Origin of the sequence: Lentibacillus saliphilus (assembly GCF_019093865.1) — a bacterium.
Classification (GTDB): Bacteria; Bacillota; Bacilli; order Bacillales; family Amphibacillaceae; genus Lentibacillus_B; species Lentibacillus_B saliphilus.
Genome location: NZ_JABJXD010000001.1, coordinates 420,282 through 439,147, shown reverse-complemented (window position 1 = coordinate 439,147; position 18,866 = coordinate 420,282). Strand labels below are relative to the sequence as shown.

The following is an 18,866-nucleotide window of genomic DNA, read 5'->3' as shown; positions in this document are numbered from 1 at the left end:
GTGAATTAACGAACAATCGACAAAAAGTTGTCACTAAACCGCCTTTAGTCTGTAACGGTTTTTAACCTAAGCACGTGGTTTATGTTGTATGCTTGATGTGGTCCATTTTGAGTCGATATGAACTCTGTTGATTTTAATATTTTATATATAAGGGGGTAACATGCATGGATCCATTGATTATTGCAAGGTTACAATTTGCATCCACGACGATTTTTCACTATTTCTTCGTTCCGGTATCTATTGGATTAGCGTTTACAATTGCCGTGATGCAGACGATGTATGTCGTGAAGAAAAAAGATGTTTACAGAAAGATGACCAAGTTTTGGTCCGTATTATTCCTTATTAACTTTGCAGTTGGTATTGTTACAGGTATTCTACAAGAGTTTCAATTTGGAATGAACTGGTCGACCTATTCTCGTTTTGTTGGTGATGTGTTTGGTCCGTCACTTGCAATTGAAGGGCTTTTGGCGTTTTTCCTAGAATCTACATTTATTGCGGTGTGGGTGTTCGGTTGGGATAGACTTCCGAAAAAAGTTCACCTCGCCTCAATATGGCTTGTGTCGATCGGAACAACAATTTCTGCTTTTTGGATTTTGTCGGCGAACTCATTTATGCAAAATCCAGTAGGGTTTGAAATGGCTGGAGAAAGAGCACAAATGAATGACTTTGTAGCCATCTTGACAAATCCGCATTTGTGGTCACAATTTCCGCACGTTCTTATGACATCGATTGCGACAGGTGCATTTCTCGTTGCTGGTATTAGTGCATGGAAGCTAATCAGAAAGCATGACGTTGAGATGTTTAAGCGTTCTTTCCGTATTTCAATTATTATCGGTGCTTCTACTGCGTTTATGATGCTCTTTACAGGTCACTGGCAGGCACAATATCTCGTAGAATCACAGCCTATGAAAATGGCTGCTGCTGAAGCGTTATGGGAAACAAGTGAAGACCCTGCACCATTTACAGTATTCGCCAATATTAATACAGAAGAAAAAATGAATGAATACGAACTACAAATTCCTTATTTGCTAAGCTTCTTGTCATATAACAAGTTTAGTGGTTCTCTGGAAGGCTTAAATCAGCTCCAGGCAGAATATGAAGCTGAGTATGGGCCAGGTAACTATATTCCACCAGTAAAGACGTTATTCTGGGCGTTTAGAATTATGACAGGTGTCGGTAGTTTATTATTACTTGCTGCATTATATGGTGGCTATGTATCACGTAAAAATAAGCTCCCTAAAAACAATTTATATATGAAAGCTATGCCTTGGGTTATTGCGTTACCGTTTATTGGAAACACAGCGGGCTGGATTATGACTGAAATGGGACGTCAGCCATGGGTTGTATTCGGTATGATGAAGACGGAAGATGCTGTATCACCATCTGTTACAGCTGGTGAAATGCTATTTTCTTTCATTTCCTTTACAACGATCTATGCAATCCTTGCGATATTGACGATTTACTTGTTTGCACGTCATATTAAAAAACCGGTTTTCTTAGAGGAAACCCCTCATAAGACGAATGATCCGTTTGAGACAGAAGCAGGAGGTGCAGATCATGTCACTGGCTGAGTTTTGGTTCATCTTAATTACGATTTTGTTTATCGGTTTCTTTGTACTAGAAGGATTTGATTTCGGTGTTGGTATGGTGTCCCGCTTTCTAGGAAAAGATGATAGAGAAAAGCGCGTATATATCAATACGATAGGTCCATTTTGGGATGCGAATGAAGTATGGTTGATTACAGCTGGTGGTGCGATGTTTGCGGCATTTCCTCACTGGTATGCAACGATGTTTAGTGGTTTTTACATCCCTCTCGTATTTATGTTGCTTGCACTGATAATACGGGGTGTGTCGTTTGAATTCCGAAGTAAAGAAGAAAGTTATAAATGGCGTAATACATGGGATTGGGCGCTCACCATCGGAAGCTTCTTGCCGCCGATTCTATGGGGCGTTGTGTTGGCAAACTTTATGACGGGTATGCCAATTAATGAGAACAAAGAAATGGTCGGAGGGTTCTTACAGTTTCTTCATCCATTTGCTTTGCTCGGCGGTGTTATGCTGCTATTTCTCTTTCTTGTACACGGATTGCAGTTTATTTCGATCCGCACCACAGGTGATTTGAATGACAGAGCGAAAGCATTGAGCAAAAAAGTCGCTCCAATTGCGCTTGTATTGTTCTTGGCATTCATTATCACAGGGTATTTCGTGTCTGACGTATTTACGTATCACGGACAAACGTTTGTCGTTCTGCCAATTATGGGATTTGTCGCCTTGCTATGGGGCCTTAGCTCAAAGTCAAGTGTTGGAGAACGGGGACGCTTTGCTTTGACAACTGTATCAATTATACTGTTAACAGCAAGTATTTTTATCGGGATGTTCCCGAGAGTTATGATCAGTTCAATTTCTGATGCTTATAGCTTAACAGTGTATAATGCAGCATCAGGTGCATATACGTTGAAATTGATGAGTTACTTCTCTATAGCCCTTTTACCATTTGTTCTCGGTTATCAGGCGTGGAGCTATTACATCTTTAGAAAACGATTGAAAAAAGAAGACGAGTTGGAATACTAATGAAACGAACACGTAATAGAGGGTTACCTCGATACGCTGGGTCCGGCTTACTGCACGGACTCTTAATCCCACTAACAATTATAGAGGTGGCTGCCATTATTGCCCAGGCTTTTTTCCTGGCCCGGGCAGTCACCTTCTTGTTTAAAGGCACGCCCATCGCTGAAATATGGTCCGATGTTGGCTTTTTTTTCCTTGCCTTTATTTTGCGCTATATGATCACACACGTTCAAACAATGCTAGCAGAACGGTTTGCTGCGAAAACAGCGCGCATGCTCCGTAACGAGTTAATGCGTGCCTATTTTGGCAGCCATCTCTTTTTCATTCAGCAAAAAGGTGTCGGGCACCTTGTGACCCTAACAATGGATGGTGTTGATCAGGTCAAAACATATGCGGAAATTATTAGCATTCGTATGATTAAAACATTTATTGTACCTGCGGTTATAGGTGTGTATATTTTTACACTTGATGTTGCATCAGCCGTAATTCTTGTCGTTGCTGTCCCAATCCTTATCATGTTTATGATTTTACTTGGGAAAGCGGCTAAAGCGATGGCGGATAAGCAATATGAGACATATAAACGGTTATCCAATCATTTTATTGATTCACTGAAGGGATTGGAAACCCTCGTTTTTTTAGGGCGAAGTAAAAAGCACGCTGAAAAAATAAACCAGGTGAATACAGATTATCGTACTGCAACGATGCGTACGTTAAAGGTTGCCTTTTTATCGTCGTTTGCGCTTGATTTCTTCGGAAGCTTATCAATTGCCTTTGTCGCAGTTGGTTTAGGTTTAAGACTAATAGAAGGAAGTGTTGATTTGCTTCCTGCTTTAACAATATTAATTTTAGCACCAGAATATTTCGCGCCGATCAAACAAGTCGGAAAAGATTATCATGCAACGTTAGATGGCCAGGTCGCTATGGCAGAAATCGATGGGTTAATCGCTGATCAGGGTCAAAATAAAAATGACTTACATCAACACACTCCGTTGGCTGAGTTGTCTGAAGCGTCTAGCCGATTGAATGCAACGTTGGCATTCGATGATGTGACCGTTGAGTTGAATGGTAATCATCTTTTGAATCACATGTCTTTCGAGATGCAGAAAGGCTGGATAGGTATTATCGGACCGAGTGGATCAGGGAAGTCCAGCTTAATAAGTGTGTTAGCAGGAAGGCTTCAGCCAACGTCTGGAACTATTCGGATTGGTGATGATGAACGCGCTGCTCTTGATTTCCCTGAATGGTTCGATCAAATCGCTTATATTCCTCAGCAACCGTATATTTTTCCGGTGTCACTTGCTGATAATATTCGTTTTTATGCCCCAGATGCAACGGATGAACAGATTGAGGGTATTGTCGGTCAAATAGGTTTAGCGGATTTTGTCAAAACCTTACCTAATGGAATTCATGAACACATTGGTGAAGGCGGACGTATGTTAAGTGGTGGTCAGGAGCAGCGTGTTGCAATTGCACGGGCACTCCTATCAGATAAACCGATTATTTTACTCGATGAGCCTACAGCGCACTTAGATGTTGAAACAGAGTATGAGATTAAGCAGGTCATGCGTGACGTATTTGCTCATAAGCATGTTATTTTAGCAACGCACCGTTTGCATTGGATGAACGAAATGGATGATATTTATATGCTTGACGCAGGACAAATTGTCGATCATGGCACACATCAAGCACTTATAGAAAAGCAAGGTGCCTATTATGAGTTCATCCATTGGAAAGGTGGTCGGAAATTATGAAGACATGGATTACACCGTATATGATGCATTATAAAGGGCGGATCGGTATTAATATTTTGTTTGGCGTGCTCGGCGTTGCATCAGGAGCTATGCTCTTGTTTGTTTCGGGATACTTAATTTCTAAGTCAGCACTACAGCCGCAAAATATTATGCTCGTATACGTACCGATTGTTGCGGTTCGTGCCTTCAGTATCTCGCAGGCCGTCTTTCCGTATTTACAAAAACTCGTTGGGCATAATGTCGTCTTGAGGATTCTGTCGCACTATCGAAATAAATTATATGACATCATAGAGCCACAAGCACTCGTCTTAAAGAGTCGGTTTCAAACGGGGGATATTTTAGGAATCGTCGCAGAGGATATTGAAAAGCTACAGGATTTCTATATTCGTACACTATTTCCAGCTGTGACAAGTGTGGTCGTTTATGGCATTATCATTAGCGTGTTTGGCTTTTTCGATCTTCCTTTCATGGTGCTCATGTTGGCCCTATTAGGTATTATCGTATTCCTAGTTCCATTATTCTCCTATTTCATTATGAAACGACATCATGTCGCGATAAAACAAAAGCGTGCGACATTGTATCAGCATATTACAGATGCATTGTTTGGACAATTAGATTGGATGGTTAGTGGTCGAAAACAGGAATTATTTGCAGATGTTGAGACGGATAACGATACACTTCTAGCACGTGAAAACAACGTACACAGATGGCACCATTTACGAGATGCGCTTATGAGGTTCGTATCAGGAGGTATTGTTGTTCTGACGATGATTTGGGTTGATGGTCAAGTGAACGAAGGCGCCATGTCAGCTACTGTCATTGCTGCATTTGTTCTTATGATGTTTTCAGTAACAGATGCGCTTATGCCTACCAGTGATGCTATAGAAGAAGTGCCAGCCTATGTGGACTCGCTGAAGCGGATGAATAATCTGCACGTACCAACAATGAACGAGCAAGATGAAGCCGTAGTGGAGCATGATCTATCACCACATCCTGTAATTCATCTTAAAAATGTTAGTTATCACTATGATGCTTCTGAGGATCAGGTGATCGATGATATGACGTTAACGATTCAACCTGGACATAAACTTGCTCTGCTCGGAAAAAGTGGTTCAGGAAAATCAACTTTGCTTAAATTGGTTTCAGGCGTTTTGACACCAAATTCAGGTCACATCCAGCTCGATTCGACTGATATGAATGCAGCTTATTTATCAAAGTATGTGTCTGTTCTTAATCAACAGCCACATTTGTTTAATACGACGATTGCGAATAACATTCGTATCGGCCGAGCTGACGCGACGGAAGACGAAATTATTAGCGTGCTTGATCAAGCACAATTAATGGACTTAATTCAGACGTTGCCACATGGTATTCATACACAAATGGAAGAAATGGGTAAACGTTTTTCAGGCGGGGAAAGGCACCGAATTGCTTTTGCACGGCTCTTAATTCAGAATACACCTATTATTCTTCTTGATGAGCCAACAACGGGTCTTGATCCATTGACTGAGCAAAACTTATTAGAAACGATGCTCGGCGCAGCGAAGGATAAAACAGTTATCCTCGTGACGCATCACTTGGCAGGCGCTGAGCTTATGGACGACATCATGTTTGTTGAAAATGGTCGAATTAAGCTATACGGCTCACACGAACAGCTGTTAGAAACGAACGATTATTATCGAACCTTGTATCAAATGGATTCTGGTATTCACGGATAGGTATCCCCATGATATAATAACGATCTGTGTGGTGCTAAAAAGCACCACAGGTCTAATGATATGGGGGTCTTATATGATGTGGTTTTTATTTTCTATTTTGACGGCGCTAGCCTGGGGCGGCGCTAATCTCTTTTATAAAAAAGGGACTGATCCCGATGACAAGCTTAGCCATCTCAAAATTGTTGTGATGGTTGGACTTGTCATGGGGATTCATGCTGTTTTGTATATGATTGTAAAGGATGTTGCTTTTGATCCGTTTGATATGGTGCGCTATTTTCCTGTGTCTGCCCTTTACATATTGTCAATGACGATCGGTTATATTGGATTAAGGTATATTGAATTATCGATTGCTGCACCAGTACAAAACTCTTCAGGTGCTGTTAGTGCGGTGCTATTATTTATTTTCTTTCCGAGAGAACTCAGCATGCTAGATATAATGGGCGTCATTATTGTAACGGTAGGTGTTATTGGGCTTGCCGTTCTCGAAAAACAAGATGAAGTCCAGGCAATTCAAAAGCAATCAGGACAGATTGATAAGAAATACCAAATTGGTGTATTAGCAATTACATTTCCTATCTTATACAGCTTAATTGATGGTCTTGGTACATTTGCTGACGGTATTTATTTAGATGAATTAGAATTAATTAGTGAGAGCTCTGCATTGATTGCTTATGAATTAACGTTCTTCATTTGTGCGGTATTAGCATTTGTTTACATTAGGGTTATAAAAAAGCAACGGTTTAATTTATTTGTGGAGCGTGACAAAGGGTATGCCGCAATATTAGAGACAGTCGGACAATTTTTCTATGTGTTTGCGATGGCTGGAAATGCTATTATCGCGGCACCGCTTATTGCCGCCCATGGTATATTCTCAGTTATTTTATCTCGAATCTTCTTGAAAGAAGTCTTGTCAACAAAGCACTACATTATGATCGGTGTTGTAATGGCAGGAATTATTATTCTTGGTGTTACAGATGCACTTTAAGATGACGATCTGATTTACTAATAGGTTAAAAGCGATATGCTATGCCGTTGGTAAAATGTTAGATGCATATGCGAAAATCACGTGCCGCTTGATATCGTCAAGCGAACACGTGATTTTTTTGTTTGACGAAAATATTTTTTGAACGACCCCCTTAAAATGGAATCAATGATCGTATGACTAGTAGACAAGCATTTGTATTTACATAAAAAGGAGTGTCATAACATGAAAGTCAATTTAAAAAACATCGTAGCAACAACTGTATTCACAGGAACGTTACTCACAGGTCAAGTTGTCTACGCAGATACACAAGCAAACGATCCAGCATCTGAAGAAGACACGGCGAATGCCGAGACAACAACTGACGCAGGTATGACTCCCGATAGTCCGTTTTATTTTATTGATAAGCTAGGAGAAAACATTCAACTTTTATTCACATCTGATACGCAAAAAGAATCAGAGCTTCTCTTAAAGTTTGCCAATGAACGGTTATTAGAAGCTGATCAAATGGTAGGGCAAGAAAAGGATAAGTATTTAACTAAACTAATAGACGATTATTTAGGCAAGTTAGAAAAAGCTCAGGAATCAATTGCTGAGATCGTTGTATCTGATGATGTAGAGGATACTGTGAAAGAAGATTTAACAGGTCAATTAGAAGACTCAACGACGGTTTCTGATGAGGTTACGGAAAAATTAGAATCAGAACAAAGTGAACAGCTTGATGAAAAGAGACAGGAGGCATATCTTGTTGCAAACGTCGTTAAAGACCTTGACGTTGAAAAAGTAAAGTCTCTTCGTGAACAAGGCTTCGGCTTTGGTGAAATTGTAAAAGTTATTAAGCTTGCTGAAGAATCAGGTAAGACAGAAGATGAAATTGCTTCTATGCTTAAAGACGGTACAGGATATGGCGATTTGGCTAAACAACTCAATGTCAACATCGGAAATATTATGAAAAAAGTCATAAAAAATAAAGAAAAATATATTGAAGATATGATGGAAGAAGCTCAAAAATCTGGTGATGAAGAAGCCTATAAAAAGCTTGCCCATTCAATGAACACTATAAAACGGAAAAAAGTAGAGTTTGATATTGTTGAAGAATTTGCTGAAATTGAAGAAGAATTATTAGAAGATATAACTGAAATTAACGAGAAGCTTGCAGCTGGAGAGATTACACAAGAAGAGGCAGATGAAAAAATTGCTGAGCTCAAAAGAGAAGCAGAGGAAGATATTGCTGATCTAGAAGAAGATGTCCGCGAAGATATGGAAGATGCAAAAGAGGACGCTGCAGAACGCGCTGAAGAAAAGGCTGAACGAGAACGCGAGAAGGCTGAAGAGGCCCGTGAACGCGCTGAAGAAAAAGCCGAACGAGAACGTGAAAAAGCTGAAGAGGCCCGTGAACGTGCAGAAGAGAAAGCTGAAAAGGCTCGTGAACGCGCCGAGGAAAAAGCTGAACGAGAACGTGAGAAGGCTGAAGAAGCCCGTGAGCGTGCAGAAGAAAAAGCTGAAAAAGAACGTGAACGTGCCGAGGAAAAAGCCGAACAAGAACGTGAGAAAGCCGAAGAAGCCCGTGAGCGTGCAGAAGAAAAGGCTAAAAAAGAACGAGAAGATGATCAGGACGAAGATCAAGACGAAAATGATGATAACGACGAAAACGATGACTAAATCATATGGGAGCCCCACTAGTGGGTTCCCAGTTTCATTTAGTTCAAGTCTATGATGATAAAACCGAAATTTTTGTATCATATTTGAAAATTTTCTTTACCCCCTTTGTCGAAAGATGTAAAATTATAACACATATATTTGATCGGGGGCAGCATGAATGCAGGAAACAGATACATGTACCTATGTTTCCATGGCAGCAGATGGAGATGAATTCACAAGAGAAAAGCTTATCCGGCACTATCGACCTTATATATTAAATGTTGTAGGACAAATATGTAAGCGGTATGTAAACTGGAGCGACGAAGAGTCTAGTATCGGTTTAATTGCTTTTAATCGCGCGATTGACACGTATGATCAATATGCTAGAAAATCGTTTTTAAATTACGTGTATATGTTAATCAAGCATGATTTGATTGATTATTTTAAGCGTGAACAAAGACGGATGAATGTGCCGTTGGAAATAACGAGTACCGATGGCGAAGAAGTGATAAACGTCTATGATAAGGAACAAGCAATTGATACATATCAAGCATCAGTTGAGAAACAGGCACTTGTTGAGGAAATTCTTGAACTAAGTGCGGTTTTAGAAAACTATAATATTGCATTTGAATCTCTTGAAGCTGATTCACCAAAGCATACGGACTCCAGAGAGAGGCTTCATGAGCTCGTTGCTATTTTTATGACGCATACGGATCTCGTCGATATGTTTCAGCTTAAACGTCAGCTGCCGATTAAGCCTTTTGTAAAACGAACAGATTATAAGCGCAAGTTTCTTGAAAGGCATCGCAAATACATTGTAACGCTTATTATTTTAAAGCTACATCCGGAATGGACGAGATTATCAGAATACATAATTGATCATGGTGAGAAAGGTGGGAGAATATGAAAAAGCGAATGAATGAAGGAATCGTCGTTAAAATAACAGAAGCTCATATTGTTCTTTTAACAGATGGCCGCTTTCGAAATATTCCCCGCCCAGAGTACGATGTACCAATGATTGGGGAAACATACACATATAATGAAGCAATTCAACCAAGTTGGACGGCATATAAGAAATATGCTGTTATGGTGTCGGCAATTATGATAGCCCTTATTGGTTATGTGATGCTTGCCAACGTGTATCAGGAAGAGTCGTATCTCGTTGCTGTTGATATTAATCCGAGCATTGAAATTTATACAACCGATCAGATGCGTGTGAAGCATATTGAGTATTTAAACGAGGATGGTAAAGCCGTCGTTCAAGCCCTAGAAAACAAAAAGGGTCAGCTTGAAGATGTTCTGGACGACATTGTTCAAATTGCTGTTGAGAAAAAGTATCTATCAAAGCAAAAGGAAAATCTAATCGCATTAACCGTCGTCTCTTTGAAAAACGGGAAAACGCCTGATGAGGTGGGATTGATGCATTCCATAGAAGCTTCTCTGGCGTCAAATGAAGTTTCATCAAAGATTACGATAAAAAATAGTGATAAAAAAGCACTTGGTGAAGCTAGAGCAGAAAATTTATCGATTAATAAATATGAGCTTCTAAAAGAATTAAATACAGGTCAAACACATTGGGATGCGGATGATGTTCGCGATAAACCGATGACCGATCTTGTAGAAGAAAAGAAACGCGTTCCCGATCCTAAACGAGATGAACAACAAACAAACAGACCACCAGAAAAGCCAAAAAAAGATTATGATAAAAATCCTCAAGATTCAAAGTCAGAACGTCCAAATACAGCCCCTCCTTCAAACAGTTCAGGGAAAGGGCAAGTCAATCCACCCTATAAAGGTCAAGATGACGACCACGATGATGATTTAGAGGATATAGAAGAAAAACGCCGTGAAGAAGCAGAGAAACGGCGTGAAGATGCTGAGGAAAAGAGAAAAGAACAAGAAGAAAAAAGGGAAGAACAAAGGAAAGAACGTGAAGAGGCGGAAAAAGAACGACAGGAAGAATTAGAAGAAGCAAAGAAAGAACGAGAAGAAGCGGAAAAAGACCGTAAAGATGAAGAAGATCATAATGATAATGATAATGATGATGATGAGAATAACGATAACGATTAATAGTGTTTTTTAATCCGATGATAAAGAGACAAGCTCAATAAGGGCTTGTCTTTTTATGTGATAGTTTGTCAAAACGATGAATGATAAACTGTTCGTTTATGGACATACTAAGCTCTAACTTTGCAAAGGAGGTATCGGTTGTTTTGATGAATGAAGCGCTCGTTGTCATTGTCAGAGTGATCATCGCCTTTTTTTCCTTATTAATTTTCACAAGGTTGTTGGGAAAGCAAGAGGTAGGGCAGTTAACCTTTTTTGATTACATCAACGGGATAACGATTGGATCAATAGCAGGCACTTTAGCAACTGACTTATCATCAAAGGCATGGGCGCATTGGATCGGTTTAACCGGTTTTGCAATTTTAACAGGCTTACTGCAATTTATTACGATTAAAAATCGCTATTTAGGAAAAGTGCTTGATGGTGAACCGACAGTTGTGATTGAGAATGGTAAAATTCTTGAAGATAACTTAAGAAAAATGCGGATTAAATTAGGGGAGTTTATGATGCTTTTACGCGATAAAGATATATTTGATATTACTGAAGTAGAATATGCTATTTTTGAAGTCAACGGTAGACTGTCCGTACTAAAAAAGGGGGAGCATCTTCCTGTTACTCGAAGTGACCTTCAGATTTCAAGTATGCCGACAGGACTTGCGACTGAAGTCGTACAAGAAGGTGTTGTATTCAAGCAAAATTTATCACAGCGCAAAAAAGACATGTTTTGGTTAAAACAGCAATTACAAGCACAAGGGATTGAAGATGTACAAGATGTGTTATATGCGCTTATCTTACCCAATGATCGCCTATATGTGGATAAATATGATGACAGCATAGGTGATAAGTCTGATATCGGTGATTATGAAGGTCCTTTTTAATATAAGAGGTGATGAATATGAAGAAATTTATGTTGTATGTTGTGCCAAGTGCCATGCTGTTCTTATTTGTTGTTGTGATGAACAGTGGATCCATGCTGAAAAAGCCATATGGACAAGATGACCGTGTTTATGAGGCTGTCAAGCAGCTGGAGACACATGTTAAGGAAGAACGCTGGGAGCATGCAGAGAAGGACATACAATATATCGAACGTGCGTGGAAAAAAGTTGTGAACCGTATTCAATTCAGTGTTGAAAAAGATAACATGGAGGAAATTAGCCAAACGATTTCCCACATGAAGGGTCAAGTTTATATAAGAGATGATCAAGCCATTTTTGAGCATATTTACTATTATTATGATTTATGGGATCGGCTAGCAAAGTAGTTCTAATATGATCATTAATCATGGCGCTGCAATTTCTAATGTGTATCCTCTATATAATTGGTGTAGACAAACAAATGTTACAACCAATCTATTTACAATATGTACGTTTAGCGATACTATTATTTAGGGACACGAATTAATGAGGCGGCGACACATATATGCGTTTTTTTCAAGAATGGATTCAACACGTCAAAACGTACAATCAAAATATAAAATTAGCCCTTGTAGCGAATGTTTTTTCTCAAATTGGCCTCGGCATGTTTATGGTCATTTATAATTTTTATATTCGTGAGCTTGGATTTAATCAAGATGTTAATGGAGATATTATTGCTTTACAGGCGTTAGCCATGGCAATAATTTTAGTACCTGCGGGCATTATAAGCGATCGGATGGGGCGCAAACGCGTCATGTTGTATGGCACAGTGTTGTCTGGTGTAGTGCTTATATTTAGAAGTGTCATAGACCTTGAATCTTGGTTATTAACAGCTGGTTTTGCCACAGGTTTGTTTACAGCCTTTCTACAAGTATCAACAATACCGTGGCTTGCGGAAAATTCCGATGCTAAACAACGGGTGCATCTGTTTAGTTTACATGCTGCCCTTATGACAGCATCTCAAGTGATTGGTAGTTTGCTAGGTGGTTTTTTAACAGATTTCTTTTCACTTGTGACCTCTGATTTAGCGAGTATTCGTTATACGCTAATCGTTGGTAGTGTATTCTATCTCCTAGCATTCTTGCCAATTGTTAAAATGACTGAACGGCCACGGCCAAAAGTAGATAAATCGGTAAAAGTGCGTCCAGTGTTATTTTTTAAGGCACACCGTACTGGTTTTAAGATCATAGCTTTGTTTGCTTTTGCGCAAATTCTAATTGGATTTGGAAGCGGACTCGTCATTCCTTATTTAAATTTATATTTTGCTGATCGGTTTCAAGCATCTAATTCTATGGTCGGTTTAATCATATCCCTTGGTCAAGCTGCTACAGCTGTTGCAATGTTTATCGGTCCGTCTGTTGTGAGGAGGATTGGTGAAGTACGTGCTGTCGTTATTCTGCAGCTGTTATCATTACCATTTCTATTCCTAACAGCCTTCACACAGAATTTATGGCTAGCGACACTCGGATTTCTATTTCGACAGGCGCTCATGAATGCAGGTAATCCAATTCAAATGTCGCTAATGATGTCTCAAGTGGATGACTCGGTTAAAGGATTAGCCAATTCAATTAACCAAATGGTCTTTCAGCTTGGTTGGGCATTGATGGGGCCAGTTTCAACCGGGATTGTTTTAAAGTATGGGGCTTATTGGGGATACGCCAACGTGTTCTCAATTACTGCGATGCTATACTTAACCGGTTCGCTTTATTTCTTCTTTGTGTTTAAAAAGCTAACATCCACCACTACACGTCCTCAAGCATGATTTTATGTGTTTTGTTTAAAATACGATATGATAGATCTAAGACTTTCGAGGAGTGATATGTCATGGAATTAACTGTTAAATGGGAAAACGGTATGGCGTTTTCAAGTGAAACCCCATCTGGTCATACAGTCCGTATGGATGCGAATGAGACTGTAGGAGGCCATAATACGGGAGCACGGCCAACTGAAATGCTCCTAAACGGTGTAGCTGGATGTACAGGGATGGATATGATATCGATCTTAAGAAAAATGCGCATCGAGCCTGATGCGTTTCATATGGATGTAACGAGTGAACGTGCAGAGGCGCATCCGAAACGATTTACAAAGATCCATATCGAATATGCCCTTGAAGGCGATTTACCTGAAGAAAAGGTTGTTAGAGCAATTCAATTATCCAAAGATAATTATTGTACAGTTTCTAACTCACTCAATGCTGAAATTACTGCAAGCTATTCTATTAATGGCCACAAGAGTAACCGCATTATATAGGGTGCTCATGATAATATAAACGAACAGCTATCGGCATGTAACGGAATGGAATTCGTTGTATGCCGATAGCTGTATGTAAAGCATTAATGTAAGTTTTGATTAAAATGGTCGAATGTGTCTAGTGCGAGGGTGACGCCTTGTGAAAAAGCCGCGCCACCACCAAGTGCGGCACTGACAGCAATGGTTTCCATAATTTCTTCCTCTGTAGCCCCGTGTTCAACCGCGCCTTTTGTATGATAAATGATGCAATAGTCATCTTTTGCATAAATGCTCATGCTGAGTGCGGTAAGCTGTTTATGCTTTTGACTAATAGCGCCCTCTTTAAAGCATGCCTCGGTAAAATTAAAGTACCCTTCTGCCACTTTAGGTAAATGTGATTCAATACGGCTTGATCCTTCCTTATAATCATAAATAGATTGATCAAAATAATTAACTGTTTGATTGTCGTTTTGTATATCCATTTACAAGCCTCCAGATGTCAATGTTATCCTGTATTAATTTGTGGAGATTAATCGTCTTCCATACGTGGCAGATGATGGTAAAGGGCATTTTTCTAATCCCAACAAGGTGTATAATACGTTATACTTAAACGAGACAAGCTTTTTGAACAACATACTCTATGATTCAACAACATAAAGAGCGAAAGGATGTGCCAGATGAAAATATTTCACACAGCAGATTGGCATTTAGGTAAACTTGTACAAGGTGTGTACATGACAGATGATCAGAAAAATGTTCTAGATCAATTCATCCACGCTGTAGAGCAAGAACAACCTGACGTCGTCTTAATTGCGGGAGATCTGTATGACCGAGCTGTCCCGCCGACTGATGCTGTCCATCTCTTAGATGAAGTGCTGGAAAAGATCATTATTGAATTAAGAACACCTGTAATTGCGATTGCAGGCAATCACGATAGTCCAAGTCGATTGCATTTCGGAAGTCATATTATGGAGAAGAATGGTCTTTTTTTAACAGGTCGATTCAGTAAGGATGCGAAGCCTGTTGTTTTAAAAGATAATCATGGTGACGTTCATTTTCACCTCGTACCTTATTGTGATCCGAGTATTGTTCGCCACGAATTTGCGCTTGAAGACATTCGTTCGCATAATGATGCAATGCGCACAGTTGTTCAAAATATAACAGAAAAAATGGATCCTAAGGCGCGCCATGTGTTTGTCGGCCATGCATTTGTAACGCCACATGGTGAACCGGAGGCAAATACGAGCGAGTCAGAGCGACCGTTGTCTATTGGAGGCTCAGAGCATGTTGACGCTCATCTTTTTACACCATTTCATTATACTGCGCTCGGCCATTTGCATCAGGCTCATTATGTTTTAAATGAGACGATTCGTTACGCGGGTTCACCGCTTAAATTTTCTAGTTCAGAGGTTCATCACAATAAAGGATATTTAATCATTGAAATGGATGCTGAAGGTCATGTGGACGTAGAAAAACGAGCACTTGTACCACAACGAGATATGCGAATTATTGAGACAACGATCGGAGAGCTGCTGCAGCATGAAGGAAATGATGATTATGTATTTATCCGTTTGACTGACGAGACGCCTGTTTTATCGCCAATGGAAAAAGTGAGATCCATATATCCAAATGCAATGCACGTCGAAAGGGCTACAAGTTTACCTTTAGAAAATAAAGCGAATCACGCTTACGAAAAATCGCGTACGCAAATGGATGAATTAGAATTGTTTCGTGCCTTTTACAAAGAAGTAGAGGGAAAAGAGGTCTCACAGGAAATGGAAATGATTTTCAAGGAAGTGCTTGATGAGTTGCTTGTAGAGGAAGACGTTATCGTAGAAAATCGAAAAAATGTTACAACAACATAAAGAGAGGAGGATGTAGGATTGAAACCACTGAAATTAACGATGACAGCATTCGGACCGTATAAGGATCAAGAAACAATCGATTTTACGCAGTTAAAAGATAACCGTTTGTTCGTCATTGCAGGAAATACAGGCGCTGGAAAGACAACGATTTTTGATGGCATTTGTTTTGCGTTATACGGATCAGCGAGCGGACAGGATCGTGACAAAATTCAAATGCTAAGAAGTGATTTTGCCGATGATGATATACATACGTCGGTTGAGTTAGAATTTATGATTAAGGGACGGACGTATCGGATCCTACGGCAGCTCGGTCATGTCAAACAGGGTAACAAATCTAAAACTGGTGAGCGATATGAATTTGTTGAACAGAAGAAAACGGGTGAAATACCATGCGTGGATCGGCAAATCGTTTCTGAGATCGATAGAAAAGTAGAAGCCTTGATTGGACTGACAAGAGAGCAATTTATCCAAATTGTGATGCTGCCACAGGGCGAATTTCGCAAGTTGCTCACTTCGAAAACAGAGAATAAAGAAGAAATTTTGCGACGTTTATTTAAAACAGACACATACAAGCAGATTACAGAAAAATTACGAATTAAAAAAGATGAAGCATTGGCGTCATTTCAGCGTACAAAACAAACGTATGACCATTATGTCAGTCAGATCAAAGCTGTATTGCCATGTCGTGACAATAGTTCATTAACTGAAGTATTGAATTCAGAGCATATTAATGTAAATCAAATTGTTAAAGCCCTTGATGCAGAATTATTGTATTACCGGGATAAAATTCATGAAGATGAGAAGCGTTACCAAACAGCCTACAACGTCCATCATCAAAAGCAGGCTGAATTTCATCAGGCTCAAACAATCAATGAAGCACTCTCGGAATTAGAAGAGAAACGGACACGATTGAACGCGTTAAATGATGAGAAGCCTCTCTATCAGGAAAAAGAAAAAACACTTGAAACGGCAAAGCGTGCCCGACAAATTGAACCTTACGAAAAGCAATTGTTAATCCGACGTCAAGCAGAGGAAGTTAAAAAGAATTCAGTTAAGGCTGCCGAGCTTGCAAAAGCACAATGTGGTCAAAACCTTAAACAAGCAGAAGCAACTTACGAGAAAGAGCAAAACAAACAAACGGAGCGCGATTCTACAAGACGTCAAATTGAGCGTCTCCGAGAGTTCATTCCTGTTGTTGAGGCGTTTGCTCAAACTGAAAAAGAATTGAACACATTGCACGATACAAAACAAGAGAAAGAGAAGCATTTACAACAGTTGAATGCTGATTTGAATACAGCCCAGGTTACGTTAGAGAAAACGAAGGCATCACTAAACACGTTAGAACAAATACCTGAACACTTATCTGATAAAAAAATCAAACGTAATGAACTGAGAGAGCAAGCAAAGGTACTGCGTGACTTTATCGACATGCAAACAAAGCATCGTCAATTAACTGAAGCACAGCTCGTTAAAAGAACAGCTTTTGAGAAAGCTAGACGACAGTATGAACGTTTAGAAGCAGGGTGGCTGCAAAGTCATGCAGAGCTATTGGCAAGTAAGCTTCATGCAGGAGAGGCATGTCCAGTATGTGGAAGTAGGGCACATCCACATAAAGCAGATACGGTGAGTGAAGGTGTGTCCAAGAACAGCTTGGAACAGGCTAAGAAAGAATTCGACCTTTGTGATGAACAATTTCGGAATGCAAAAGCAGATCTCCATGCTACATCAGAGCTGTTGAAGGAAAAGCAGTCAGCAGTACGGGTGTACGTAACTGATGAGAATGAGGCGTCACGTACGTACGATGAGTTAGTCGTCATTGGAAAACAACTCACTCAAGACATTATCGAACTTGAAGCGGCACAAAAGAAGCGCATTACTTTAAAACGTGAAGTTGAGCAGCTAGAAAACCAATATAAAATGCTACAGGAAAAATCAAAAGGAGCTGACAAAGCACTTCAACACGTGCAATCAGACTATCAAACGAAGCTGGCACTTTATAAGGAGCGTATCAATCAAATCCCAGAAGCATATCGGAAGGCGGATGACCTCAATCAAGCGATTTCAAATACTGAACGTCATCAAAAGCAGCTTGAAGCGCTTTGGGAAAAGGCTCAAAACGAGTTGCTAAAAGCTCAGCAAGCTTTAACAAAGGCAGAATCTGATCTGCTGCATTATGAAAAACAAGTCGAAGAAACGACTCAGGATCGCTTAGGTGCTGAAAAGCAATTTAACGACATGCTGCAGCAACGCGGCTTTATAGATGTGCAGTCTTATGAGCAAGCAAAGTTACCAGAAGATCAATGTAATGAAATGGAGCAATCCATTAATGTCTATAAGCAAAGCTGTGTGCTATTAAAAGAGCAAACAGCTGAGCTTGCTCAAAAGCTTGAAGGTCAGGAAAAAGTGGATCTTGTGGCACGACAAAATGAATTGCAAGAGCTTTTGGCCGCATATGAAACAGCATTTAAAGCTTGGAAGCAATCTGAGGATTACTACCGAGAAGCACAAAAGCTGCTTGACCATATTACTGAGGCGAATAGCAATGTAGAGAAAGCTGAGCAGCAGCTCGCACGCTTGACTGATTTATATAATATAATCCGAGGTCAAAATGCCCATAAAGTATCGTTCGAACGCTATTTACAAATAGAGTATTTAGAGCAAATTATTGCAGCAGCAAACGAGCGGCTACGTTATTTGTCCAGTGGTCAATTTTATTTGATGAGAAGTGACCGCCAAGAATCTCACGGACGTCAAAGTGGGCTCGGATTAGATATATATGATGCGTATACAGGGCAAAACCGTGATGTTAAAACATTATCTGGTGGGGAGAAGTTTAATGCGTCTTTATGCCTCGCATTGGGCATGTCTGATGTCATTCAAAGCTTTCAAGGTGGCATTTCGATAGAGACGATGTTTATTGATGAAGGCTTTGGAACGTTGGATGAGGAATCCTTACACAAAGCCATTGATACGCTCGTTGATTTGCAGCAAACAGGACGGACAATTGGAGTTATTTCACACGTACAAGAACTTAAGACGATATTTCCAGCAGTTTTAGAGGTTGTAAAGATGAAGGAAGGCGTAAGTCGCACTCAGTTTAAGGTTCAATAATGTGCGAAGATGGGATCATG

15 protein-coding genes are annotated in these 18,866 nt (G+C 39.9%); 14 read left to right on the top strand and 1 reads right to left on the bottom strand.

What is annotated here, in order from left to right:
* The first annotated feature begins 164 nt into the window (after nucleotides 1-164).
* From HPC67_RS02285 to HPC67_RS02230, 12 genes are all read left to right on the top strand, one after another.
* The gene (locus tag HPC67_RS02285; RefSeq protein WP_217585811.1) at nucleotides 165-1,571 is read left to right on the top strand and encodes a cytochrome ubiquinol oxidase subunit I; all 1,407 of its coding nucleotides are present in this window, start codon (nucleotides 165-167) and stop codon (nucleotides 1,569-1,571) included.
* Complete coding sequence (gene cydB / locus HPC67_RS02280) at nucleotides 1,555-2,571, top strand: cytochrome d ubiquinol oxidase subunit II (RefSeq protein ID WP_217586236.1); 1,017 nt, start codon at nucleotides 1,555-1,557, stop codon at nucleotides 2,569-2,571. Before HPC67_RS02285 ends, cydB begins: the two co-directional genes overlap by 17 nt.
* Nucleotides 2,571-4,319 carry a thiol reductant ABC exporter subunit CydD gene (gene cydD / locus HPC67_RS02275; RefSeq protein WP_217585810.1) on the top strand — a complete coding sequence of 583 codons (1,749 nt, stop codon included), beginning with the start codon at nucleotides 2,571-2,573 and terminating at the stop codon, nucleotides 4,317-4,319. The genes cydB and cydD overlap by 1 nt, the downstream gene beginning before the upstream one ends.
* Complete coding sequence (gene cydC, locus HPC67_RS02270; protein WP_217585809.1) at nucleotides 4,316-6,037, top strand: thiol reductant ABC exporter subunit CydC; 1,722 nt, start codon at nucleotides 4,316-4,318, stop codon at nucleotides 6,035-6,037. Before cydD ends, cydC begins: the two co-directional genes overlap by 4 nt.
* A 76-nt stretch (nucleotides 6,038-6,113) precedes the next feature.
* Nucleotides 6,114-7,022 (top strand): EamA family transporter, encoded by a 909-nt coding sequence (locus HPC67_RS02265; protein ID WP_217586235.1) that lies wholly within the window; start codon nucleotides 6,114-6,116, stop codon nucleotides 7,020-7,022.
* A gap of 222 nt (nucleotides 7,023-7,244) precedes the next feature.
* Nucleotides 7,245-8,681 carry a DUF5667 domain-containing protein gene (locus tag HPC67_RS02260; RefSeq protein WP_217585808.1) on the top strand — a complete coding sequence of 479 codons (1,437 nt, stop codon included), beginning with the start codon at nucleotides 7,245-7,247 and terminating at the stop codon, nucleotides 8,679-8,681.
* A gap of 157 nt (nucleotides 8,682-8,838) precedes the next feature.
* Nucleotides 8,839-9,567, top strand: a complete 729-nt coding sequence (locus HPC67_RS02255) for a sigma factor (RefSeq protein WP_217585807.1) — start codon at nucleotides 8,839-8,841, stop codon at nucleotides 9,565-9,567.
* Nucleotides 9,564-10,730, top strand: a complete 1,167-nt coding sequence (locus tag HPC67_RS02250) for an anti-sigma-I factor RsgI family protein (RefSeq protein WP_217585806.1) — start codon at nucleotides 9,564-9,566, stop codon at nucleotides 10,728-10,730. The genes HPC67_RS02255 and HPC67_RS02250 overlap by 4 nt, the downstream gene beginning before the upstream one ends.
* 146 nt (nucleotides 10,731-10,876) lie before the next feature.
* Complete coding sequence (locus HPC67_RS02245; RefSeq protein WP_217586234.1) at nucleotides 10,877-11,605, top strand: DUF421 domain-containing protein; 729 nt, start codon at nucleotides 10,877-10,879, stop codon at nucleotides 11,603-11,605.
* Between the two features lie 17 nt (nucleotides 11,606-11,622).
* Entirely contained in the window at nucleotides 11,623-11,988 is a 366-nt protein-coding gene (locus HPC67_RS02240) for a DUF4363 family protein (protein ID WP_217585805.1), read from the top strand.
* Between the two features lie 158 nt (nucleotides 11,989-12,146).
* Entirely contained in the window at nucleotides 12,147-13,403 is a 1,257-nt protein-coding gene (locus HPC67_RS02235) for an MFS transporter (RefSeq protein ID WP_217585804.1), read from the top strand.
* A 62-nt stretch (nucleotides 13,404-13,465) separates the two neighbouring features.
* The gene (locus HPC67_RS02230) at nucleotides 13,466-13,891 is read left to right on the top strand and encodes an OsmC family protein (protein ID WP_217585803.1); all 426 of its coding nucleotides are present in this window, start codon (nucleotides 13,466-13,468) and stop codon (nucleotides 13,889-13,891) included.
* An 83-nt stretch (nucleotides 13,892-13,974) separates the two neighbouring features.
* On the opposite strand, the gene HPC67_RS02225 is transcribed toward HPC67_RS02230, so the two are convergent.
* A complete protein-coding gene (locus tag HPC67_RS02225; RefSeq protein ID WP_217585802.1) occupies nucleotides 13,975-14,352 on the bottom strand; it encodes a carboxymuconolactone decarboxylase family protein in 378 nt (125 codons plus the stop codon).
* A gap of 195 nt (nucleotides 14,353-14,547) precedes the next feature.
* On the opposite strand from HPC67_RS02225, the gene HPC67_RS02220 reads away from it, so the two are divergent.
* Both HPC67_RS02220 and HPC67_RS02215 read left to right on the top strand, forming a co-directional pair.
* Nucleotides 14,548-15,735, top strand: a complete 1,188-nt coding sequence (locus tag HPC67_RS02220) for an exonuclease SbcCD subunit D (protein WP_217585801.1) — start codon at nucleotides 14,548-14,550, stop codon at nucleotides 15,733-15,735.
* 18 nt (nucleotides 15,736-15,753) lie between these two features.
* Nucleotides 15,754-18,846 (top strand): AAA family ATPase, encoded by a 3,093-nt coding sequence (locus HPC67_RS02215; RefSeq protein WP_217585800.1) that lies wholly within the window; start codon nucleotides 15,754-15,756, stop codon nucleotides 18,844-18,846.
* The last annotated feature ends 20 nt before the right edge of the window (nucleotides 18,847-18,866 follow it).